The sequence below is a fragment of the Streptomyces sp. TBY4 genome (assembly GCF_024213195.1).
GTDB lineage: Bacteria > Actinomycetota > Actinomycetes > Streptomycetales > Streptomycetaceae > Streptomyces.
Genome location: NZ_JANAVF010000004.1, coordinates 532,747 through 555,248, shown reverse-complemented (window position 1 = coordinate 555,248; position 22,502 = coordinate 532,747). Strand labels below are relative to the sequence as shown.

The 22,502-nt window shown below is 69.0% G+C and carries 18 protein-coding genes; 4 read left to right on the top strand and 14 right to left on the bottom strand.

Annotation, left to right across the window (positions count from 1 at the left end; translation table 11 throughout):
* Positions 1-28: 28 nt before the first annotated feature.
* The 14 genes from NLX94_RS13275 to NLX94_RS13210 form a co-directional block, all read right to left on the bottom strand.
* Positions 29-223: a hypothetical protein gene (locus NLX94_RS13275; RefSeq protein WP_250741735.1), complete on the bottom strand. Its 195-nt coding sequence runs from the start codon at positions 221-223 to the stop codon at positions 29-31.
* Positions 224-579: 356 nt separating this feature from the next.
* Positions 580-1,641, bottom strand: coding sequence for a dipeptide ABC transporter ATP-binding protein (locus NLX94_RS13270; RefSeq protein WP_254382875.1), 1,062 nt, complete (start codon positions 1,639-1,641; stop codon positions 580-582).
* Entirely contained in the window at positions 1,634-2,608 is a 975-nt protein-coding gene (locus NLX94_RS13265; RefSeq protein ID WP_254382874.1) for an ABC transporter ATP-binding protein, read from the bottom strand. The genes NLX94_RS13270 and NLX94_RS13265 overlap by 8 nt, the downstream gene beginning before the upstream one ends.
* A gap of 12 nt (positions 2,609-2,620) precedes the next feature.
* Positions 2,621-3,628 carry an ABC transporter permease gene (locus NLX94_RS13260; protein ID WP_254382873.1) on the bottom strand — a complete coding sequence of 336 codons (1,008 nt, stop codon included), beginning with the start codon at positions 3,626-3,628 and terminating at the stop codon, positions 2,621-2,623.
* The gene (locus NLX94_RS13255; RefSeq protein WP_254382872.1) at positions 3,621-4,544 is read right to left on the bottom strand and encodes an ABC transporter permease; all 924 of its coding nucleotides are present in this window, start codon (positions 4,542-4,544) and stop codon (positions 3,621-3,623) included. Before NLX94_RS13255 ends, NLX94_RS13260 begins: the two co-directional genes overlap by 8 nt.
* A 31-nt stretch (positions 4,545-4,575) precedes the next feature.
* Positions 4,576-6,204, bottom strand: a complete 1,629-nt coding sequence (locus NLX94_RS13250) for an ABC transporter substrate-binding protein (protein ID WP_254382871.1) — start codon at positions 6,202-6,204, stop codon at positions 4,576-4,578.
* A gap of 149 nt (positions 6,205-6,353) precedes the next feature.
* Positions 6,354-7,268: an N-acetyltransferase gene (locus NLX94_RS13245; protein WP_254382870.1), complete on the bottom strand. Its 915-nt coding sequence runs from the start codon at positions 7,266-7,268 to the stop codon at positions 6,354-6,356.
* A 137-nt stretch (positions 7,269-7,405) separates the two neighbouring features.
* The gene (locus tag NLX94_RS13240) at positions 7,406-8,455 is read right to left on the bottom strand and encodes an ABC transporter ATP-binding protein (protein WP_254382869.1); all 1,050 of its coding nucleotides are present in this window, start codon (positions 8,453-8,455) and stop codon (positions 7,406-7,408) included.
* The gene (locus NLX94_RS13235) at positions 8,448-9,494 is read right to left on the bottom strand and encodes an ABC transporter ATP-binding protein (RefSeq protein ID WP_302169364.1); all 1,047 of its coding nucleotides are present in this window, start codon (positions 9,492-9,494) and stop codon (positions 8,448-8,450) included. The genes NLX94_RS13240 and NLX94_RS13235 overlap by 8 nt, the downstream gene beginning before the upstream one ends.
* Positions 9,495-9,514: 20 nt before the next feature.
* On the bottom strand, positions 9,515-10,462 hold the full coding sequence (locus NLX94_RS13230) for an ABC transporter permease (protein WP_254382867.1): 948 nt from the start codon (positions 10,460-10,462) through the stop codon (positions 9,515-9,517).
* Entirely contained in the window at positions 10,455-11,387 is a 933-nt protein-coding gene (locus NLX94_RS13225; RefSeq protein ID WP_254382926.1) for an ABC transporter permease, read from the bottom strand. Before NLX94_RS13225 ends, NLX94_RS13230 begins: the two co-directional genes overlap by 8 nt.
* A 174-nt stretch (positions 11,388-11,561) precedes the next feature.
* Entirely contained in the window at positions 11,562-13,196 is a 1,635-nt protein-coding gene (locus NLX94_RS13220; protein ID WP_254382866.1) for an ABC transporter substrate-binding protein, read from the bottom strand.
* Between the two features lie 452 nt (positions 13,197-13,648).
* Positions 13,649-15,553 carry a translational GTPase TypA gene (gene typA / locus NLX94_RS13215; RefSeq protein ID WP_254382865.1) on the bottom strand — a complete coding sequence of 635 codons (1,905 nt, stop codon included), beginning with the start codon at positions 15,551-15,553 and terminating at the stop codon, positions 13,649-13,651.
* A gap of 318 nt (positions 15,554-15,871) precedes the next feature.
* Positions 15,872-18,235, bottom strand: coding sequence for an ABC transporter family substrate-binding protein (locus tag NLX94_RS13210; protein WP_254382864.1), 2,364 nt, complete (start codon positions 18,233-18,235; stop codon positions 15,872-15,874).
* Between the two features lie 382 nt (positions 18,236-18,617).
* On the opposite strand from NLX94_RS13210, the gene NLX94_RS13205 reads away from it, so the two are divergent.
* The 4 genes from NLX94_RS13205 (at position 18,618) to NLX94_RS13190 (ending at position 22,452) form a co-directional block, all read left to right on the top strand.
* Positions 18,618-18,848, top strand: coding sequence for a hypothetical protein (locus tag NLX94_RS13205; protein ID WP_254382863.1), 231 nt, complete (start codon positions 18,618-18,620; stop codon positions 18,846-18,848).
* 96 nt (positions 18,849-18,944) lie between these two features.
* Entirely contained in the window at positions 18,945-19,769 is an 825-nt protein-coding gene (locus tag NLX94_RS13200; RefSeq protein ID WP_254382862.1) for a hypothetical protein, read from the top strand.
* Entirely contained in the window at positions 19,769-21,682 is a 1,914-nt protein-coding gene (locus NLX94_RS13195; protein WP_254382861.1) for a fumarate reductase/succinate dehydrogenase flavoprotein subunit, read from the top strand. The genes NLX94_RS13200 and NLX94_RS13195 overlap by 1 nt, the downstream gene beginning before the upstream one ends.
* Positions 21,679-22,452, top strand: coding sequence for a succinate dehydrogenase/fumarate reductase iron-sulfur subunit (locus tag NLX94_RS13190; RefSeq protein ID WP_254382860.1), 774 nt, complete (start codon positions 21,679-21,681; stop codon positions 22,450-22,452). The genes NLX94_RS13195 and NLX94_RS13190 overlap by 4 nt, the downstream gene beginning before the upstream one ends.
* Positions 22,453-22,502: the final 50 nt, after the last annotated feature.

Sequence of the window (22,502 nt, the reverse complement as noted above, 5' to 3'; positions counted from 1 at the left end):
TCCCCGTAGCCCGGAAACGCGGCGCGGCCTAGAACTTGAGGCCGCTGATCATGCTCGCCACGTTGTTGGTCAGCTGGGAGAGCGTCGGAGCCACGGTCGAGCTCGCCAGGTAGAAGCCGAGCAGTACACAGACCACTGCGTGACCCGCCTTCAGGCCCGAACGGCGGACCAGCAGGAAGACGACGACTGCCAGCAGCACCACGGCCGAGATCGATAGTGCCACGGCGTTTCACCTCCACGTCGAGCGGACATCGGGTTCGCGTACTCGCAACTCGGTGCTCGGCAGAGTCATACCCACCGTGCGCTACGGATCATAACTATCCGTACCGCCACATCGATCGATTCCGGCAGCACGAGGGGCGCACGCCGCGCACGTCCGGGGTCACAGGAGTGCCGGCCGGGGAAGCTGTACGCCTCCCCGGCCGGCTGTCGGCACCCGCACGGCCGCACGGATCCAGGCTGCCCGGCCCAGATCTCGGGACAGAAACGGTCAAGTTGCCTCCACGTAAACCGAGTTGTGGGGAAACCGGTGCCGTTCACAGCTGTGGCGAGAAATGAGCGGTCCCGGGGACCTCCGGCTCACTCCTTGGTCGGCGATCCCGAAGGCGGACCAGGCTGCGGTCCGGGCGGAGGGGCGGCCCGCTCGGATGCGAAGTGGCAGGCCGAGGGGTGGGCCGTCGGGCCGCCCGGGAGGAAGGCGGGGATCTCCAGGAGCGGGACCTCCGACGCGCAGCGGGCCTGGGCCTTCCAGCAGCGGGTGCGGAAGCGGCAGCCCGAGGGCGGGTTGGCCGGGGAGGGGACGTCGCCGGAGAGGATGATCCGCTCGCGGCCCGCGCGGGCCTCCGGATCGGGGACCGGGACGGCGGAGAGCAGCGCCTGCGTGTACGGGTGGGTGGGGTGGTCGTAGATCTGCTCGTCGGTGCCGATCTCGACGATCCGCCCCAGGTACATGACGCCGACCCGGTCGGAGATGTGCCGGACGATCGAGAGGTCGTGGGCGATGAACACGTAGGAGAGGTTGAACTCGTCCTGGAGGCGCTCCAGGAGGTTGACCACCTGGGCCTGGACGGAGACGTCGAGCGCGGAGACCGGCTCGTCGGCGACGATGATCTCGGGCTGGAGGGCGAGGCCGCGGGCGATGCCGATGCGCTGTCGCTGGCCGCCGGAGAACTGGTGCGGGTACCGGTTGATGTACTCCGGGTTGAGGCCGACCACGTCCAGGAGCTCCTGGACCTTGCGGCGCCGGTCCCCCTTGGGGGCGACCTCGGGGTGGATCTCGTAGGGCTCGCCGATGATGTCGCCGACGGTCATGCGCGGGTTCAGGGAGGTGTACGGGTCCTGGAACACCATCTGGATGTTGCGGCGCACGGACTTGAGGGCCTTGGCGGAGAGCTTGGCGAGGTCCTCGCCCTTGTACGTGATCGCGCCCGAGGTCGGGCGTTCGAGGTTGACCAGCATCTTGGCGACGGTGGACTTGCCGCAGCCCGACTCCCCGACGATGCCGAGGGTTTCGCCGGCCCGCAGGTCGAAGGAGACCCCGTCGACGGCCTTCACGGCGCCGACCTGCTTCTTGAAGAGGATGCCCTGGGTCAGCGGGTAGTGCTTGACCAGGTCCTCCACCACGAGGATCGACTCAGCCACCGAGGCACTCCTTCCAGAAGAAGCACGCGCTGGCGCGGTCCGGTCCGACCTCGGCCAGCGGCGGTACCTCGGTGCGGCAGACCGCCTGGGCCATCGGGCAGCGCGGGTTGAAGGCGCAGCCGGGCGGGATGGCGAGCAGGTTGGGCGGCAGGCCCTTGATGGCGTAGAGCTCCTGGCCCTTCTGGTCCAGGCGCGGGATGGAGTCCAGCAGGCCGCGGGTGTACGGGTGCGCGGGGCTGCGGTAGATCTCGTGGACGGGGGCCGCCTCGACGATCCGGCCGGCGTACATGACGGCGATCTTGTCGGCCACGTCGGCGACGACGCCGAGGTCGTGGGTGATCAGGATCAGGCCCATGTTGAGCTCGCGCTGGAGCTCCGCGAGCAGGTCCATGACCTGGGCCTGGACGGTGACGTCCAGGGCCGTGGTCGGCTCGTCGGCGATGATGAGCGAGGGTTCGAGCGCCATCGCCATGGCGATCATGATGCGCTGGCGCATGCCGCCGGAGAACTGGTGCGGGTAGTCCCCCACCCGCTCGCGGGCCGCCGGGATCTTCACCCGGTCCATCAGTTCGACGGCCTTGGCCCGGGCGTCCTTGCGGGACATGCCGCGGTGGACCTCGTACATCTCGCCGAGCTGCGCGCCGACGCTCAGGACCGGGTTGAGGGAGGACAGGGCGTCCTGGAAGATCATGGCCATCTCGGCGCCGCGGACCTTCCTGCGCTCCTCCTCCTTCATCTTCAGCAGGTCCTTGCCCTTGAAGAGGATCTCGCCGCCCGCGATGCGGCCCGGGGGCATGTCGAGGATGCCCATGACGGCCTGGGCGGTGACCGACTTGCCGGAGCCGGACTCGCCGAGGACGGCGAGGGTCTCGCCCTCGGCCACGGAGTAGTTGACCCCGTTGACGGCTTTGGCGACTCCGTCCCGCGTCTTGAATTCCACGTGCAGATCGCGCACTTCGAGCAGCATGTGCGGGGCTCCTCAGCGCAGCTTGGGGTCGAGGGCGTCGCGCACCGCGTCGCCGAGCATGATGAACGCGAGCACGGTGATGCTGAGCGCGCCCGCCGGGTAGAGCAGCATGTGCGGGGCGTTGCGGATCTGGGAGGCGGCGTTGGAGATGTCGATGCCCCAGGAGACGGTCGGCGGGCGCAGGCCCACGCCGAGGAAGGACAGGGTGGCTTCCAGGGCGATGTAGGTGCCGAGCGCGATGGTGGCGACGACGATGACCGGGGCGATGGCGTTGGGTGCCACGTGCCTCAGCAGCATCCGGCCGTTGCCGGCGCCGAGCGCCCGCGCGGCCTGGACGTAGTCGTTCTGTTTGGCGGTGATGACCGAGCCGCGGGCGATGCGGGCCAGCTGGGGCCAGCCCAGCAGCACGATGAAGCCGACCACGGGCCAGACGGTGGTGCTGGTGACCACGGACAGGAAGACCAGGCCGCCGAGGACGACCGGGATGCCGAAGAAGATGTCGGCGACCCGGGAGAGCAGCGCGTCGCCCCAGCCACCGAAGAACCCGGCGAGCCCGCCGAGCGCGGAGCCGAGGAGGGCCGCGCCGAGGGTGGCGCAGATGCCCACGGTGATGGAGGCGCGGGCCCCGTAGACGGTGCGGGTGTACACGTCGCAGCCCTGGGTGTCGTAGCCGAAGGGGTGGCCCGGGGCGGAGCCCTGCTGCGATTTGGACAGGTCGCACTGGAGCGGGTCGCCGCTGGCGATGAGCTGGGGCCAGATGGAGATGACCACGAGGAAGAGGATGAGGAGGGTGGAGACGAGGAAGACGGGGTTGCGGCGCAGCTGGTGCCAGGCGTCGGACCAGAGGGAGCGGGCCTTCTCCTGGGGGCCGGCGGGGGCTCCCCCGAGCTCCTTCTCCAGACTCTCGCCCTCCTCCAGGGCGAGGTCCATGGCCCCGCCCTGGCCGGTGGGGGCGATGGATTCGTGGGGGCCCGGGCTCAGCGGATCGTAGGCGGGGCGCTCGGGATCGGGCTCAGGCATAACGGATCCTCGGGTCCAGGACCGCGTAGAGCAGGTCGACGAGCAGGTTCGCCAGCAGGAAGACGATGACGAGGATGGTCACGAAGCCGACCACCGTCGGGGAGTTGTTGCGCAGGATGCCCTGGTAGAGCTGGTAGCCGACCCCGTGGATGTTGAAGATCCGCTCGGTGACGATGGCTCCGCCCATCAGGGCGCCGATGTCGGTGCCGATGAAGGTGACCACGGGGATCAGCGAGTTGCGCAGCAGGTGGCGGGTGATGACCCGGCGCCGGGGCAGGCCCTTGGCGACGGCGGTGCGGACGTAGTCGGCCTTGACGTTCTCGGCGATGGAGGTCCGGGTCAGCCGGGTGACGTAGGCGAGGGAGACCAGGGCGAGCACGATGCCGGGCAGGATCAGCTCGTTGAAGGGGGCGTCCGGGGAGACGGTGGGCCGGACCCAGCCCCATTTGACGCCGAAGAGGTACTGGAGCAGGTAGCCCGTCACGAAGGTGGGCACCGAGATCACCACGAGGGTGAGGACCAGCAGGCCGGTGTCGATGGACTTGCCGCGCTTGAGGCCGCTGATCACGCCGAGGGTGATGCCGACGACGATCTCGATGGCGATCGCGACGATGGTCAGGCGCAGGGTCACCGGGAAGGCCGAGGCCATGAGCTCGGTGACCTTCTGGCCGTTGAAGGCGGTGCCGAAGTCGCCCTGGAAGATCTGGCCCATGTAGTGGAGGTACTGCTTCCACAGGGGCTGGTCGAGGTAGAGGTCCTTGCGGATGCGCGCGGCGGTGGCGGGGTCGGGGGCCTTGTCGCCGAAGAGGGCGGCGACCGGGTCCCCGAGCGCGTACACCATGAAGAAGATCAGGAACGTGCTGCCGATGAACACGGGGATCATCTGGAGCAGTCGCCGGATCACATAACGTCCCATGGACTGCTCCAGGTTCGATCCGCGAGAGGGGTCAGCTGACCTTGATCTGGTCGTACACCGGGACGCTGAACTGGTTGAGCGTCACGTCCGAGATGCGCTCCGAGTGGCCGGCGCTGCCGTTCTGGTACCAGAGCGGGATCGAGGGCATCTGGGCGGCGAGGATCTTCTCCGACTCCTGGAACTTGGCCGTCGCCTTGGCGGCGTCGCTCTCCCGGTTGGCCTCGTCGACGAGCTTGTCGAACTCCGGGTTGCTGAACTTGCCGTAGTTGGAGGAGGCGCCGGTGTAGTACAGGGGCTCCAGGAAGTTCTGGATCAGCGGGTAGTCGGCCTGCCAGCCGGAGCGGAAGGGGCCGGTCAGCTTGAAGGCGCTCTGCTGGTTCCGGAAGTCGGCGAAGGTGCCGACGGGGTTGACGGTGCAGACCGGTCCCTCGCCCAGCGTGTTGTTGACGCTGTTGCAGACGGCGTCCATCCAGTCGCGGTGCGAGCCGGTGTCCACGTTGGACGTCAGGGTGACCTTGCCGCCGGGGAGGCCGCCGGCCTCCTGGATGAGCTTCTTGGCCTCGGTGGGGTTGAAGGAGCAGGCGTCGCCGCAGGCGGTGGCGGAGAAGCCGCCCTTGTCGCCGAGGGCCGGTGAGGTCCAGTCCTTGGCCGGGGTGCGGGTCTCGTGGAAGATCTGCTTGGTGATCTCGTCGCGGTTGATCGCCATGGAGATGCCGCGGCGGACCTTCTCCATGCCCTCCTTGCTCCACTGCGGGTCGTACAGCGGGAAGGTGAGGGTCTGGATGATCAGCGCCGGCTGGTTGATGTAGCGGTCGCCGAGGTCGTTGGCGACGTTCTTCAGCTGCTGCGCCGGGATGTCGTCGACCAGGTCGAGGTTGCCGGAGATCAGGTCGGTGTAGGCGGTGTTGTTGTCGGTGTAGACCTTCAGGTCCACTCCGCCGTTGACCGCCTTGTCCTCGCCCGGGTAGCCGTCCCACTTGCGCAGCTTCATGCCGGTGCCCTTGGTGTACGAGTCCACCGTGTACGGGCCGTTGCCGACGGGCTTCTTCAGCCAGGCCTCGTGGTCGGTGAAGAAGGCCTTGGGCAGGGGGGAGAACGCCTGGTAGCCGAGGGTTTCGGGCCAGGTGGAGAACTTCTCCTTGAGGGCGACCGTGAAGGTCTTGGGGTCCTTGACGACCAGGCCGGACATGGTCTTGGACTTGGGATCGCCCTTCTCGGGGTGGACGTCCGCGTAGCCGACGATGTCGGAGAAGAACGGCGAGTTGTTCTGCTTCTTGGTGACGTCCGCGCCGTAGTTCCAGGCGTCCACGAAGGACTGGGCGGTGACGGGCTCGTCGTTGCTGAACTTCCAGCCGTCCTTCAGCGTGATCGTGAAGTTCTGGCTGTCGGTGGTCTCGATCTTCTCGGCGAGGAAGTTCTTCGCCTCGCCGGTCTTGGGGTCGTACCGCTTGAGCCCCCGGAAGATCATGTCGAGGACCTTGCCGCCCTGGACCTCATTGGTGTTGGCGGGCTCCAGCGGGTTCTGCGGGTCTCCCCACGAGGAGCTGACGATTCCCGCTTCGCCGCCTCCGCCGCTGTCGCTTCCGCCGCCGCAGGCGGTCGCCGCGAGGGCGACGGCCGCCGCACATGCGGCCCACTTGGCGTGGGTGGCTCCGCGCATGGAGTGCCTCCTACTGGATCCCAAGACTCACTTAGGGCCCAATGTCACCCTATGTGGGGTCCCGCACACTCCTCGTTGGACCGATTGCACCCTCGCGCCCCCCGCCTGTCACCCCTGCGAGTGCACCGCGGGGGCGTGCGGGCGCGGGGTCAGAGCGCCAGCTCCCAGGTGTGCACCGTGTGGTACGCGGTCATGCCGTGCGCCTCGTACAGCGCGAGCGCCCCGGTGGTGTTGCCCGTGTCCACGCCGAGGCCGACCACGGCCCGGCCGCGGGCCGCGTAGGCGGCGAAGCCGTGGCGCAGGAGGAAGGCTCCGACGCCCCGGCCGCGGGCCTCCGCGCGGACGCCGAGGTGGCTGAACCAGCCCATGCTGGTGCGGTCGTCCCGGGTGAGCAGGACCCCTACGTCGCCCAGTGCGGGCAGGGCTGCGATCCACACCAGCGACCAGTCCAGGGCGCGGCCGTCGATGTGGTCGAGCCACGGCTCGTACGGGCGCTCCACGTGCCCGAAGTGGTCCGCGAAGGTCTCCTCGATCAGGGCGTGGGCGCGCCGGCGCTCGCTCTCGCCGCCGTCGCAGGGGCGCAGGGTGAGCCCGGCGGGCGGTACCGGGGCCGCGTCGGCCGGGCCCAGGGGGCGGGTCATCACCTGGTAGCGGCGCACCGTGCGGTAGCCGCGGCCGGGCAGCAGGCCGGGGTCGAGGGTGCGTCCGCCGCTCGGCGCGAGCCACAGGAAGGGGCGGGGGGCTCCGGCGGCGAGTTCGCGGGCCCTGGCCTCCACCAGGTCCAGCAGCCGGGCCGCGGCCGCGGCGCGCCCCGGCAGGACCCGGAAGTGGCAGTCGGTGCGGCCGGGGCCGGAGTCGGCCCACACCAGGGCGTAGCCGAGGAGCCGGCCGTTCTCGAAGGCGAGGAAGGAGTCGGCCTCCAAGTCCACGTCGGGGTGGTGCAGATCGGCCTCGACGGCGCCGAGGTCGGTCTCCGGGCGGCCGGTCTCGATCCGGTCGATGGCGTTGAGGAGTCCGCAGATGTCCCCGGCGTCGGAGGGCCCGGCGGGCCGGATGGTCAGCATGCGGGCCATCAGATCACGGCGGCGGTCGGGGCGGCGTCAGACGGGGGGCAGCGGGCAGCAGGTGGCCCGGGGAACGACGGAGCGCCCGCCGCCGGAGAGGATCCGGTGACGGGCGCCCTGTGGTGTCGCGTCGGGGGTCAGACGGCCAGGACGGCCTTCTCCTCCGCGAAGTGGCAGGCCGACTCGTGCGCGGCCAGCGACTTGACGCCCTTGAACCGCTCCGGAATGGCGAGCAGCGGCTCCTCCGTGGAGCACTTCTCCTCGACCTTCCAGCAGCGGGTGCGGAAGCGGCAGCCCGACGGCGGGTTGGCCGGCGAGGGGACGTCACCGGTGAGGATGATCCGCTCGCGGCCCTCGCGGGCGGCCGGGTCCGGCACCGGCACCGCGGAGAGCAGCGCCTGGGTGTACGGGTGGGTCGGGTGCTCGTAGATCTGCTCGTCGGTGCCGATCTCGGCCATCTTGCCGAGGTACATGACGCCGACGCGGTCCGAGATGTGCCGGACGATCGACAGGTCGTGCGCGATGAAGATGTAGGAGAGGTTGAACTCCTCCTGCAGCTTCTCCATCAGGTTGATGACCTGGGCCTGCACCGACACGTCGAGCGCGGAGACCGGCTCGTCGCAGATGATGATCTCCGGGTTGAGCGCGAGGCCGCGGGCGATGCCGATGCGCTGGCGCTGGCCGCCGGAGAACTGGTGCGGGTACCGGTTGATGTACTCCGGGTTGAGGCCGACGACGTCGAGGAGTTCCTGCACCTTGCGGCGCCGGTCGCCCTTGGGGGCCACCTCGGGGTGGATGTCGTAGGTCTCGCCGATGATGTCGCCGACCGTCATGCGCGGGTTCAGCGAGGTGTACGGGTCCTGGAACACCATCTGGATGTTGCGGCGGACGGCCTTCAGGGCGCGGCCGGACAGCTTGGTGATGTCCTGGCCCTTGTAGAAGACCTCGCCGGCGGTGGCGCGCTCCAGGTTCATCAGCAGCTTGGCGACGGTGGACTTGCCACAGCCGGACTCGCCGACGATGCCCAGGGTCTCGCCCTGGTACAGGTCGAAGGAGATCCCGTCGACGGCCTTGACGGCGCCGACCTGCTTCTTGAAGAGGATGCCCTGGGTCAGCGGGAAGTGCTTGACCAGGTTGCGGACCTGGAGGATCGGCTCGCGCGCGGGGGCGTTGGTGAGCTCAGCCATGGAGCTGCTCCTTCCAGAAGTGGCAGGCGCTGTGACGGCCGGCCAGTTCGGTGCCGTCCTGCTCGGTGACGGGCTGCAGGGCGGGGATCTCGGACCGGCAGATGTCCTGCGCGGCGACGCAGCGCGGGCTGAACGAGCAGCCCGACGGCAGGCGCAGCAGGTTCGGCGGCAGGCCCTTGATCGCGAAGAGCTCCTGGCCCTTCTGGTCCAGGCGCGGGATCGAGTCCAGCAGACCGCGGGTGTACGGGTGCGCCGGGCGCTTGTAGATCTCGTGGACCGGGGCGGTCTCGACGATCCGGCCGGCGTACATGACGGCGATCTTGTCCGCGACGTCGGCGACCACGCCGAGGTCGTGGGTGATCAGGATCAGGCCCATGTTGAGCTCGCGCTGCAGCTCCGCGAGCAGGTCCATCACCTGGGCCTGGACGGTGACGTCCAGGGCCGTGGTCGGCTCGTCCGCGATGATCAGGTCGGGCTCCAGCGCGATCGCCATGGCGATCATGATGCGCTGGCGCATACCGCCGGAGAAGTGGTGCGGGTAGTCGTCGACCCGCTCCTTCGCCGCCGGGATCTTGACCTTGTCCATCAGCTCGATGGCCTTGAGCCGCGCGTCCTTCTTCGACATGCCCTCGTGGACGCGGAACATCTCGCCCAGCTGGTAGCCGACGCTCAGGACCGGGTTCAGGGAGGACAGGGCGTCCTGGAAGATCATGGCGATCTTCCGGCCGCGCAGCTTGCGCCGCTCCTCGAAGGACATCTTGAGCATGTCCTGGCCGCGGAAGAGGATCTCGCCCTGCGGGATCTTGCCGGGGGGCATGTCGAGGATGCCCATGATGGCCTGCGCCGTCACGGACTTGCCGGAGCCGGACTCGCCGAGGACGGCGAGGGTCTCGCCGGCGCTCACCGAGTAGTTGACGCCGTTGACTGCCTTGGCCACACCGTCGCGGGTGTGGAACTCGACGTGCAGGTCGCGCACTTCGAGGAGCGGCGTCTGCGGGTCCCCGTCACGCGGGGAGGGAACGCTGGAGGTGTTGTCCATGGTGATCACTTACGCCCTCCTCAGCGCAGCTTCGGGTCGAGGGCGTTGCGGACCGCTTCGCCGAGCATGATGAAGGCGAGGACGGTGATGCTGAGCATGATCGAGGGGTACAGCAGGATGTGCTGGGCCACTCGGATCTGCGCCGCGCCCGCGGAGATGTCCACGCCCCACGAGATGGTCGGGGCCGCGAGGCCCAGACCCAGGTAGGACAGGGTGGCCTCCGCCGCGATGTAGCCGCCGAGCGCGATCGTGGCGACCACGATCACCGGGGCCATGGCGTTCGGCAGGATGTGCCGGAACAGGATCCGGCCGGTGCCGGCGCCCAGTGCCTTGGCGGCGTGCACGTAGTCGGCCTGCTTCACGGTGATCACCGCGCCGCGCATGACGCGGTTGATCTGCGTCCAGCCGAGGAAGGCCAGGGCGAAGACGACCGTCCACACCGTGCGGTCGGTGAAGGCCTGGAGGACGACCATCGCGCCGAGCAGGAACGGGATGCCGAAGAAGATGTCGGTGATGCGCGACATGACCGCGTCCACGACGCCGCCGAAGTAGCCGGCGATCATGCCGGTGATGCCACCGAGGACGGTGACGATGGCGGTCACGCAGACGGCCACGATGACCGAGGCGCGGGTGCCGTAGATGAGGCGCGCGTAGACGCTGCGTCCCTGGCCGTCCCAGCCGAGCCACTCGGGCGAACCGACCTTGGCCAGCTCCGGCTTGCCGAGGAAGTGGTTGACCAGGTCGCCCTTGGTGGGGTCGATGCTGGTGAACCAGCTCGGGAAGGCGGCGATCACGAGGAGTATGAAGATCAGCGCCGAGGAGACGATGAAGTACGGGTTGCGGCGCAGGTCGGCCCAGGCGTCGCCCCAGAGGCTGCGGGCCTTCTCGGCCTTCGCCGGCTCCACGGGGGCGCCGGGCGTCGCCGAGGTCTCGGCCGCCACGATGTCGGTCTTGGTCAGATCAGGCATACCGGATCCTCGGGTCCATGACCGCGTAGAGGAGGTCGACGAGCAGGCTGGCTATGAGGTAGACGACGACCAGGACGGTGACGACACCGACCACGGTCAGGCCCTCGCGGCGGACGACCGATTCGTAGATCAGACCACCGACGCCCTTGACGTTGAAGATGCCCTCGGTGACGACGGCGCCGCCCATCAGGGCGCCGATGTCGGTGCCGAGGAAGGTGACGACGGGGATCATCGAGTTGCGCATGAGGTGCACACCGATGACGCGCTTCTTGGGCAGGCCCTTGGCGACGGCGGTGCGGACGTAGTCGGCGCGCAGGTTCTCGGCCATCGAGGTGCGGGTCAGGCGCGCCACGTAGGCGAGGGAGAGCGAACCCAGCACGATGGCCGGGGCGATCAGCTCGCTCCACGTCTCCTGGGTGCTGACGTTCGGCGCGATCCAGCCGAGCTGGAAGGCGAACACCGACTTGACGATGAAGCCGAGGACGAACACCGGCATCGAGATGATCAGCAGGGTGAGGATCAGGATCAGGTTGTCCACCAGCTTGCCGGCCTTGAGGCCGGCGAGGATCCCGAGGGTCAGGCCCAGGACGATCTCGATCGCGAACGCCAGGAAGGCGAGTCGCAGCGTGACCGGGAAGGCGGAACCGATGACTTCGGTGATCTCACGTCCGCTGCGGATCTGGGACCCGAAGTCGAAGTGGAACAGGATGCCGGTGATGTAGTTCCAGTACTGCTGCCAGATCGGCAGGTCCAGACCGTGCTCGTGGCGCAGGGCGGCGAGCGTTGCCGGGTCGGCACCCTTGTCCCCGAACAGTCCGGCCACGGGGTCGCCGGGCAAGCTGTAGACCATAAAGAAGATGAGCAGGGTCGTCCCGAAGAAGACCGGGATCATCTGGAGCAGTCGTCGTGCGACATAGCGCCCCATCATGCCTCCGTAGAAGATGCGGCAGGCGCAGCCGGACGGGCCCTTTCGCCACGCACGCGCGTGACGGGATCGTCACTGCGTCGCGAAAGGGCCCCCCGGGCGCTGCATGTAGTCCCGGATGCGGGCCGGCTCCCCGCCGGCCCGCATCCGTCGAAAGGAATTACGCGGTAGGACTTACTTCTTGACCTCGACCAGCTCGAGGATCGGGTCGCCGTCCTGGGCGTACTTCACGTTCTGGACCTTCTCCGAGTAGCCCGCGTTGACCTTGTAGTACCAGAGCGGGATCGACGGCATGTAGTTGATGAGTTCCTTCTCGATGGCCTGGTAGGCCTTCACGGACTCATCGAGGCTCGGGGCGGTGTCCGCCGCGGCGATCTTCGCGTCGAGCTCGGGGCTGCTGAAGCCACCCTGGTTGCCACTCGCGCCCGTACGGAACAGGTCGCTGATGAAGTTGGCGTTCACCGGGTAGTCGAGGACCCAGCCGGAGCGGTAGATCGACTTGACCTGCTTGGACTTGCGGGCCTGGAGGTCGGCCTGGAAGTCCGGCTTGGCGTCACCGGTGCACTTGACGCCCGTGGCCTGGGTGATGCTGCCGCAGACGGCCTCGACCCATTCCTTGTGACCGCCATCCGAGTTGAACTGGATGAAGATCTCGTTGTTCGGGACGCCGCCGCCCTCGGCGATGAGGGCCTTGGCCTTCGCCGGGTCGAACTTGGTGACGTCACCGGAGCCGGTCGGCGTGTAGCCGAGGACGCCCTTGGCGACCCAGCCGGTCGCCGGCTCACGGGTGCCCTGGAGCACGGTCTTGGTGATGGTGTCGCGGTCGATCGCCATCGACAGGCCCTGGATGACCTTCGGGTTGACCTTCGCCGGGGTCTTCCACTGGTCGGCGTAGTACGCGATGGCCAGCGTCTGGATGGCGGAGTAGGCCTGGTCCACGGCGCGGTCGCCGAGGTCGGCGCGGTACACCGGGAGGTCCTTCGGACCGACCTGGCGCAGGACGTCGACGTTGCCCGACTTCAGGTCCTCGTAGGCGGTCTCGACGGTGGTGTAGTTCTTGAGGATCACACCGCCGTTCTTCGCCTTGTTGTCGCCCTTGTAGTCGTCGTAGCGGGCCAGCTCGATCTGCTTCTTGTGCTCCCACGACTTGAACTTGTACGGGCCGTTGCCGACCGGCTTCTCACCGGCGGCCGCGGGGTCCGCGTAGAACGAGGCGGGCAGCGGGGAGAAGACCTCGTAGCCGAGCTTGTACGCGAAGTACGGCACCGCGTTGGCGAGCTCGATGGTGAAGGTGTTCTCGTCGACGATCTTCAGACCCTCGAGCGCGTCGGCAGTGGGCTTGGCGCCCTCTTCCTCGGGGTGAAGAGCCGCAAAGCCCTTGATGTCACCGAACCAGGACGCGTTGCCCTGCTTGTTGGTGATGTTCGCGGCCCAGTTCCACGCCTTGACGTAGGACTCGGCGGTCACCTTGGTGCCGTCGTGGAAGGTCCAGCCCGGCTTGAGCTTGACGGTCCAGAGCTTGCTGTCCGTGCTGGTGACCGACTCGGCGTTGACGTTGACGATCTTGCCGTCGGCGTCGTAGTCGACGAGCTGGGAGAACAGACCCGACATCGCGATCGAGCCGTTGGACTCCATCGTGTCGGCCGGGTGCAGGAGCTTCTCGGGCTCGCCCACCTCGATCGAGTAGATGCCGTTCGGGTCAACCTCACCCTTGGCGCCGGCCTTCTCGCCACCGCCGCCACAGGCAGTCGCTGCCAGGGCGACGACAATCGCGCCCGCTACCCACTTGGCGCTCTTGGCACCGCGCATGGGTTTCCTCCTCATGAGTCCACTGTCTGATGTGAAGGACACAGGTGCGTTTCGCCGACACCCCTGACGGCGATAGGACCGGTGTCCCGAGTGTGCTCGTGAGTCGACGCTCCCCACAGCGTGTGACCCATTGACCCGAGCTCAATGGAGCCATCCTCAGGGACGCCCTGACCGTAAACCACACTTAAGTGGTCTCGTTTTCACAACATCGCACTACGGCTAAAACCCGAAATCCGGACAAACGGATAGGAGACAGACATGAACGAAACGGACGGTTAGCTCTTCTTCCGGAGTGTCACGGTCGGTATGCGGACACCGGACCGAAATAATCCGCTTGACAAAAGCGAACAGCCCCTGTCGTCACGGAGACCGTGACGGCAGGGGCTGTTCACATGAGCCGCCGACGGCGAGGACCCAAGTGTGATCTGGGTCCTACCCGGCGACGTGCCCGACTACTTGCCGGACTTGGCGCGCGACGCGGTGCGCGAGCGCTCCTTCTGGTCCAGGACGACCTTGCGGATGCGGACGGCCTCCGGGGTCACCTCGACGCATTCGTCGTCGCGGCAGAACTCCAGGGACTGCTCCAGGGAGAGCTTGCGCGGGGGCACCACGTTCTCGGTGTTGTCCGCGGAAGCCGCACGCATGTTGGTGAGCTTCTTCTCCTTGGTGATGTTCACGTCCATGTCGTCGGAGCGCGAGTTCTCGCCGACGATCATGCCCTCGTACACCTCGGTGCCGGGCTCGGTGAACAGGACGCCGCGCTCCTGCAGGTTGATCATCGCGAACGGCGTGACCGCACCGGAGCGGTCGGCGACCAGCGAACCGTTGTTACGGGTCACCAGCGGGCCGAACCACGGCTCGTGGCCCTCGTGGATCGAGTGGGCGATGCCCGTACCGCGGGTGTTCGTCAGGAACTCCGTACGGAAGCCGATGAGACCGCGCGAGGGAACGACGAACTCCATGCGGACCCAGCCGGAGCCGTGGTTCGACATGTTGTCCATGCGGCCCTTGCGGACGCCCATGAGCTGCGTGACCGCGCCCATGTGCTCCTCGGGGACGTCGACCGTCATGCGCTCGACCGGCTCGTGCACCTTGCCGTCGACGAGCTGCGTGACCACCTGCGGCTTGCCGATGGTCAGTTCGAAGCCCTCGCGGCGCATCTGCTCGACCAGGATGGCGAGCGCGAGCTCACCACGGCCCTGGACCTCCCAGGCGTCGGGACGCTCGGTGTCGAGGACGCGGAGCGAGACGTTACCGATCAGCTCGCGGTCCAGACGGTCCTTGACCTGGCGGGCGGTGACCTTGCGGTCCTTGACCGCGGACTTGGCGTCCGCGCCCTTGCCGCTGCCGCCGCGGCCGACCATCGGGGAGGTGTTCGTACCGATGGTCATGGAGATCGCCGGCTCGTCGACCGAGATCAGCGGGAGCGCGATCGGGTTCTCCGGGTCGGCCAGGGTCTCGCCGATCATGATCTCCGGGAAACCGGCGACCGCGCAGATGTCACCCGGGCCGGCCACCTCGGCCGGCTTGCGGGTGAGGGCCTCGGTCATCATCAGCTCGGTGATGCGGACGTTGGAGATGGTGCCGTCACGCTTGATCCACGCGACGGTCTGGCCCTTGCGGAGCTCGCCCTGCTCGACGCGCACCAGCGCGATGCGGCCGAGGAAGTTGTCGGCGTCCAGGTTGGTGACGTGGGCCTGGAGCGGCGCCTCATCGTCGTACACCGGGGCCGGCACGTGGGCCAGGATGGTGGAGAAGAAGGGCTCCAGGCTGTCGCTGTCCGCGGGGACGGTGCCGTCCTCCGGCTTGGTCAGCGAGGCCACGCCGTCACGGCCGCAGGCGTAGACGATCGGGAACTCGATCTGCTCCTCGGTCGCGTCCAGGTCCAGGAACAGGTCGTACGTGTCGTTGACGACCTCGTCGATCCGGGAGTCCGGGCGGTCCGTCTTGTTGATGCAGAGGATGACCGGCATGTTCGCCTGCAGGGCCTTGCGCAGGACGAAGCGGGTCTGGGGCAGGGGACCCTCAGAGGCGTCCACCAGCAGGACGACGGCGTCCACCATCGACAGACCGCGCTCGACCTCACCACCGAAGTCGGCGTGGCCGGGGGTGTCGATGATGTTGATCGTGATCGGGGCCGACCCGTCCTTCGGGTGGTACTTCACCGCCGTGTTCTTGGCGAGGATCGTGATGCCCTTCTCACGCTCCAGGTCGTTCGAGTCCATCATGCGGTCGTCGAGGTGCTGGTGGGCGGCGAAGGCACCGGCCTGCTTGAGCATGGCATCGACGATGGTCGTCTTGCCATGGTCGACGTGGGCGACGATGGCGACGTTACGGATGTCGTGGCGCGTGGGCACTTCGGCGCTTCTCCCGGGATCGTGGATGGCGACGCGTACGGTCCGGCACGCGCGCCTCGACCGGGCGGAAAACCTGCCACGGCCTTACCCCATCGTACGTCGGCTGGCGGGAACCGCCTGCCGGGGGGTCTGTCAAGAGGCCGGACGACTGAGCGCGGCCGGGTCCTGGGTGGGGGAACACAGCCGTAGGTAAAGCCTGAAAACACGCGGGTCAACGGGTATCCACGACCTTGCCCGCCGGGGATCCGGCGGGCAAGGGACTTGAGTCACATCTGAGCTTGAGACCTTCGAATCAACCCCCGATGCACCTGTTCGTCATCACTTCTTCGCGTTCTTCTCCTTGGCCGCGGCCGGCTTCTTCCAGCCGATGTCCTGGTAGCGCGGGGCGCCGAGGCCGAAGGCGCCCGCATTGGTGAGGCCCGGCTTCACGGCCACCAGCTCGGGGCGCTGGTACAGCGGGATGGACCCGGCCGTCGCCCAGATCCGGGCGTCGGCCTTGCGCATCAGGTCGCGGGAGGCCGCCTCGTCCAGCTCTCCGAGCGCCTGGTCGAAGAGCTGGTCGATGTGGTCGGTGCCGACCCGGGTGTAGTTCTGTTCGACCATGAGCGAGCCGTCGGCGGCCGGCTCCGGCTTGGCGAAGATGGGCCGGGCGTCGGTGGCCGGGTAGGCGGTCGCGGGCCAGGAGTAGAGGGCCAGGTCGTACTGGCCCGAGGCGATGTGGTCCCTGAAGAAGCTCTCGTCGGCCACCTTGGTCAGCTCGGTCTGCACGCCGACCTTCTGCAGCATCTGCGCGATCCGCTCGCCGACCGTGCGCAGCGCCTCCGAACCGGGACCGGCCGGCAGGACGAAGCGCAGGGTGAGCGGCTTGCCGTCCTTGGCGAGCATGCTGCCGGAGGTGCGTACGGCCTGCTTGGCCGGGGCCGGGGCGGTGCTCGCCTGCGCCGCGTCCGCCGGTTCGGCGGCGGCTTCGGCGTCCAGGGCCGGGCTGCGCTTGCCGTCGTCCACGGCTTCGGCCTGGGCGTCGGCCTGGGCGTCGGCCTGGGCGAGCAGGTGCTGCTCCTGGAGGGCCGTGAACGGGGCCGGGGCGAGCACCGGGGAGGGGCGGCGGCCTTGGTCCGGCCCGTTCTCCGCGAAGGCGTCGGCGTCGACGATCTCCCCGTCGGGGGCGGGGTGGCCGTACCGGCCGTCGCCGTTGCGCTGGTCGTCCTGGCCGACGATGTAGAGGCCGTCGTTCCCGGTGCCCGGGCCCGCGGCCGGGGCGGCGGCCGGGACGGCGGGCGTCTTGGAGTCGTCCGTCTCCTTGGCCGCCTCCCCGCCCGCCTTCGCACCCGCCGGCTCGGTGAGCTTGCCGCCGCGGCGCCAGCCGGCGTCCGCGAGCAGGGCCTGCGAGGCCTGGGTGTCCTGGCCGCCGAGGGCGTCGCTGTTGTCGGCGTACGCCTGCTGCCCGGCCAGCGCGAGGTGGCTGCCCACCGGCTTCGCGGGCAGGCCCAGCGGCTTCAGGACCAGGTCGGCGAGGGCCTGGCGGTCCAGGGCGCGGGCCACGGCGCGGCGTACCCGTTCGTCGGCGAGCGGGCCGCTCGCGCCGTTCATGGCGAGCTGGGTGTAGGCGGGCTCCAGGGACTTGCGGACGGTGAAGCCGCGCAGGGCGCTCTGCTCCTCGGCGTACCGCTTCACCGCTTCCGCGTGCTTCTTGCGGGTCTCCTGGGCCTCGACGGCCTTGTCCTCGTCCAGTCCGAAGGCGAGCGCCCAGGAGAGGGTGGCCTGCGCGGGCGTCACCGAGGCGGCCGGGCCGTGGGCCCCGTCGGCCTTGGCGGCCGCGCGGCGGGCCAGGGCGATCCGGTCGGCCCCGGTGCGGTCGATCTCCGCCAGGTCGAGCTTGCCGGCGGCGAGCGCGGCGGGGCGCTGGGAGCGGGGCACCGCGGTGAGGACCAGGGTGTCGAGCTTGGCGGGGCTGCCCCACCAGCGCGGGTTGCGGGTCAGGGAGGCCGTACCGGTCTTCTTGTCGATGGCGCCCAGTCCGAAGGGGCCCGCGGTGACCTTCAGGGCGCCCCGGGCTCCCTCGTTGAAGCTCTCCGGGGTGCCGGTGACCTGCTTGGGGTAAAGGGGGCTGAAGAGGGAGCGCCAGTCGGCGTACGGCCTGACGAAGGTGACCTTGACCTCCAGGTCCGTCTTGCCGCGCTCGATCTTCTCGATCCGGTCGTAGCCGGCATTGCGCGCCGTCCAGTACGCGGAGTCCTTGCCGTTCAGGGCCCGCCACTGGGCGACGAAGTCGGCGGCGCCGATCTCCCGGCCGTCGCTCCAGACCGCCTGCTGGTTGAGCTTGTACAGGACGACCTGCTTGGGCTCGCGCTCGACGACCTCGGCCTTCTCCAGGTAATCGGGGTTGGCCACCGGCCGTCCCTTGCCGTCCAGCACGAACAGCTGGGGCAGGACCGCCCCGGCGATCCGGTTGGTGGTGGCGTCCGCATCGGCCTGGAAGGCGTTGAGGGTGGCCGGCATGGTGTCCACGGCCCACCGCAGCACCCCGCCGTCGCGGACCTTGTCGCGGGTGGTGGCCGCGATGTCCTGCCCGGCGGCGGCCGGGCCGCCCTCGTCCTCACCCGCGCCGCAGCCCGCGAGCAGCGGCAGTGCAAGAACTCCCGAGGTCAGGAGCGCCAAGGACCTGCGCCTTCTCTGGGACATGGGTGGTACCTCCGGGGCGGGGCGTGGGGGGAGCCGTGAAAGGGGGTGCTGATCAGGTTCTGATCACGTTCGGCGGTATATGGAGCTGATCACACTGGGTGCCGAAACCCACTGAAATCGACACCCCGCCGCACCCACCGCAGCCGACCCCCGCCACGCCGCGAACCCCACCCGTGCGGACCAATCCGGCTTGCCTTCCGGGCGGGCGTTCCCCCGTAGGAGGGATGAAAATGGGGGCAGGGAGGGGCGCACAGTTCGCGCCTGCGCGCCCGCAATCGCTGCACGTCCCTTCACAACCGGGGACGGAAGGCGCGACACTCGCAGGCGCACATGAGCGCTGCCACCGCACCACCACCGCACTCAGCGGAAGTGAGGGCAAATCATGTCCCTGCAAGACGACTTGACGGCCGTACGGCGCAACCTGAACGAGCTGGTCCGCTCAGTGGAGCAGCTGGAGCGGGACGTCCGGAACACGGCCCGCCAGGCGCCGGCCGCCTCCCGGGCTCCCGGCGAGGGCCCGATGGTCGGCGTCCCGGACACCCCGTACGACAGCGCGCTGTGGACGGACGCCGACGACGAGGGCCTCGGCGCCCGCGACCGCCGCGCCCCCTGACCTACGCTCCGCGCACACCCCACCGGATCCGGTCACCCGCAGCGACGGGGGCCGGATCCGGGGGGCCACCCCTCATCACTCCACCCGGAGTCCCTCTTGGCCACAGGCACCCAACCATCCCCACAGCGGCCCGGCGGCGTCCACGACGCCTCGCGGGCCGCGATCGCGGCCCGGCACCTGCGGACCGACCGGTGGTGGCTCTCCCCCGCCGGCACCGCGGCCGGGCTGCTCGCCTTCATCGTCTACTCGACGTGGCGGGCCTTCGCCAACGCCGACTACTACGCCGCGCCGTACGTGTCCCCCTTCTACTCCCCGTGCCTCGCGGAGAACTGCGTCCCGATGAAGGACGGGCCGAACCTCGACCTCTTCGGCAGCTGGTGGGGCCTGTCCCCCGCGCTGCTGATCCTGGTCTTCCCGCTCGGCTTCCGGCTGACCTGCTACTACTACCGCAAGGCCTACTACCGGGGCTTCTGGGCCTCGCCGCCCGCCTGCGCGGTCGCCGAGCCGCACGCCTCGTACAGCGGTGAGACCCGCTTCCCGCTGATCTTCCAGAACATGCACCGGTACTTCTTCTACGCGGCGCTGCCGGTGGCGGCCATCCTCACGTACGACACCGTGCTGACCTTCCGCGACGAGCACTACGCATGGGGCCACATGGGCCTCGGGACGCTGCTGTTCGTCGTGAACATCGGGCTGATCTGGGCGTACACGCTGTCCTGCCACTCCTGCCGGCACATCATGGGCGGCCGCCTCAAGCACTTCTCCAAGCACCCGGTGCGCTACCGCCTGTGGGGCTGGATCAGCCGCCTCAACACCCGTCACATGCAGCTGGCGTGGGCCTCGCTGATCAGCGTGGCCCTGTGCGACTTCTACGTGTACCTGCTGGCCAGCGGCGCCTTCACCGACCCGAGGATCTTCTAGTGACCCAAGTGGAACGGCAGCAGTGGGACGTGGTCGTGGTCGGCGCGGGCGGCGCCGGGCTGCGGGCCGCGATCGAGGCGCGCGAGCGGGGCGCCCGTACGGCCGTGATCTGCAAATCCCTCTTCGGCAAGGCCCACACCGTGATGGCGGAGGGCGGCATTGCCGCCTCCATGGGCAACGTCAACGAGGGCGACAACTGGCAGGTGCACTTCCGCGACACGATGCGCGGCGGCAAGTTCCTGAACCAGTGGCGGATGGCGGAGCTGCACGCCAAGGAGGCCCCGGACCGGGTCTGGGAGCTGGAGACCTGGGGCGCGCTCTTCGACCGCACGCCCGACGGGAAGATCTCGCAGCGCAACTTCGGCGGGCACGAGTACCCGCGGCTCGCACACGTGGGCGACCGGACCGGGCTGGAGCTGATCCGCACCCTCCAGCAGAAGATCGTCCAGCTCCAGCAGGAGGACTTCAAGGAGTACGGGGACTACGAGGCCCGGCTCAAGGTCTTCCAGGAGTGCACGGTGACCCGGGTGCTCAAGGACGGCGAGCGGGTCTCCGGGACCTTCTGCTACGAGCGGGAGACCGGGCGGTTCTTCGTCCTGGAGGCCCCCGCGGTGGTGCTGGCCACGGGCGGGATCGGGAAGTCCTTCAAGACCACGTCCAACTCGTGGGAGTACACCGGCGACGGGCACGCGCTGGCGCTGCTCGCGGGGGCCCCGCTGCTGAACATGGAGTTCGTGCAGTTCCACCCGACCGGCATGGTCTGGCCGCCCTCGGTGAAGGGGATCCTCGTCACCGAGTCGGTGCGCGGCGACGGCGGGGTGCTGCGCAACAGCGAGGGCAAGCGGTTCATGTTCGACTACATCCCGGACGTGTTCAAGGAGAAGTACGCGCAGTCCGAGGAGGAGGGCGACCGCTGGTACGAGGACCCGGACCACAACCGGCGCCCGCCCGAGCTGCTCCCCCGCGACGAGGTGGCCCGCGCCATCAACTCCGAGGTCAAGGCCGGGCGCGGATCCCCGCACGGCGGGGTCTTCCTCGACGTGTCCACCCGGATGCCCGCCGAGAAGATCAAGCGGCGGCTCCCGTCGATGTACCACCAGTTCAAGGAGCTGGCGGACGTGGACATCACCGCCGAGGCGATGGAGGTCGGCCCGACCTGCCACTACGTGATGGGCGGCATCGCGGTCGAGTCCGACACGGCCGCCACCCTCGGGGTGCCGGGGCTGTTCGCCTCCGGTGAGGTCGCGGGCGGGATGCACGGCTCGAACCGGCTCGGCGGGAACTCCCTCTCCGACCTGCTGGTCTTCGGCCGCCGGGCCGGGCTGCACGCCGCCGAGTACGCGGCGCGGGACGCCCCGGCGGTCGGCGGGCGGCCCGAGGTGTCCCAGGCGCAGATCGACGCGGCGGCCGCGGAGGCGCTGGCCCCGTTCCACGCCGCCGAGGGCGCGGAGAACCCGTACACCCTGCACCAGGAGCTGCAGACGGCCATGAACGACCTCGTGGGGATCATCCGCCGCGAGGGCGAGATGGCCGAGGCCCTGGAGAAGCTCGCGGGCCTGCGCGTACGGGCCGCACGGGCCGGGGTCGAGGGGCACCGGCAGTTCAACCCGGGCTGGCACCTGGCCCTGGACCTGCGCAACATGCTGCTGGTCAGCGAATGCGTGGCCCGCGCGGCCCTGGAGCGCACCGAGAGCCGGGGCGGGCACACCCGCGAGGACTGCCCGGCGATGGAGCGGTCCTGGCGGCCGGTGAACCTGCTGTGCCGGCCCGTCGACCCTGCCCCTTCGGACCCCGCCGCGGACCGGATCGAGCTGACCCGGGTGCGCACCGATCCCATCCGGCCCGACCTGCTCGCGCTCTTCGAGAAGGAAGAGCTGGTCAAGTACCTCGCCGAGGAGGAGCTGTACGGATGAGTACCTACGATGCCTCGTTCCGGATCTGGCGGGGCGACGCGGAGGGCGGTGAGCTGCGCGACTTCACCGTGGAGGTGCACGACGGCGAGGTCGTCCTGGACATCGTCCACCGGCTGCAGGCCACCCAGGCGTCCGACCTGGCGGTGCGGTGGAACTGCAAGGCGGGCAAGTGCGGTTCGTGCAGCGCGGAGGTCAACGGGCGGCCGCGGCTGATGTGCATGACGCGCATGTCGACCTTCTCCCGCGAGGAGACCATCACCGTGACCCCGCTGCGGGCCTTCCCGGTCGTCCGCGACCTGGTGACGGACGTGTCCTTCAACTACCAGAAGGCGCGCGAGGTGCCCGCCTTCGTGCCGCCCGCCGGAGTGGCTCCGGGCGAGTACCGGATGCAGCAGATCGACGTGGAGCGCTCGCAGGAGTTCCGCAAGTGCATCGAGTGCTTCCTGTGCCAGGACACCTGCCACGTGGTGCGTGACCACGAGGAGAACAAGGGGGCCTTCGCCGGCCCGCGCTTCCTGATGCGGGTGGCGGAGCTGGACATGCACCCGCTGGACGCGGCGGCGGAGGCCGGGCTGGACCGCAAGCGCACGGCGCAGGAGGAGCACGGGCTCGGCTACTGCAACATCACCAAGTGCTGCACGGAGGTCTGCCCCGAGGGGATCAAGATCACCGACAACGCCCTGATCCCGCTGAAGGAGCGGGCCGTGGACCGCAAGTACGACCCGCTGGTGTGGCTGGGGAGCAAGATCCGTCGCCGTTCCGGGCAGTAGCCGCCCCCAGTTGTTCACTTGGCAGTACAGAATGCCCCCTGTATCAACGT

Coding starts and splice junctions, on each gene's coding strand:
- NLX94_RS13265 (WP_254382874.1), bottom strand. CDS start 2,608: ATGCTGCTCGAAGTGCGCGATCTGCACGTGGAATTCAAGACGCGGGAC.
- NLX94_RS13260 (WP_254382873.1), bottom strand. CDS start 3,628: ATGCCTGAGCCCGATCCCGAGCGCCCCGCCTACGATCCGCTGAGCCCG.
- NLX94_RS13255 (WP_254382872.1), bottom strand. CDS start 4,544: ATGGGACGTTATGTGATCCGGCGACTGCTCCAGATGATCCCCGTGTTC.
- NLX94_RS13250 (WP_254382871.1), bottom strand. CDS start 6,204: ATGCGCGGAGCCACCCACGCCAAGTGGGCCGCATGTGCGGCGGCCGTC.
- NLX94_RS13245 (WP_254382870.1), bottom strand. CDS start 7,268: ATGCTGACCATCCGGCCCGCCGGGCCCTCCGACGCCGGGGACATCTGC.
- NLX94_RS13240 (WP_254382869.1), bottom strand. CDS start 8,455: ATGGCTGAGCTCACCAACGCCCCCGCGCGCGAGCCGATCCTCCAGGTC.
- NLX94_RS13235 (WP_302169364.1), bottom strand. CDS start 9,494: ATGGACAACACCTCCAGCGTTCCCTCCCCGCGTGACGGGGACCCGCAG.
- NLX94_RS13230 (WP_254382867.1), bottom strand. CDS start 10,462: ATGCCTGATCTGACCAAGACCGACATCGTGGCGGCCGAGACCTCGGCG.
- NLX94_RS13225 (WP_254382926.1), bottom strand. CDS start 11,387: ATGGGGCGCTATGTCGCACGACGACTGCTCCAGATGATCCCGGTCTTC.
- NLX94_RS13220 (WP_254382866.1), bottom strand. CDS start 13,196: ATGCGCGGTGCCAAGAGCGCCAAGTGGGTAGCGGGCGCGATTGTCGTC.
- NLX94_RS13210 (WP_254382864.1), bottom strand. CDS start 18,235: ATGTCCCAGAGAAGGCGCAGGTCCTTGGCGCTCCTGACCTCGGGAGTT.
- NLX94_RS13205 (WP_254382863.1), top strand. CDS start 18,618: ATGTCCCTGCAAGACGACTTGACGGCCGTACGGCGCAACCTGAACGAG.
- NLX94_RS13190 (WP_254382860.1), top strand. CDS start 21,679: ATGAGTACCTACGATGCCTCGTTCCGGATCTGGCGGGGCGACGCGGAG.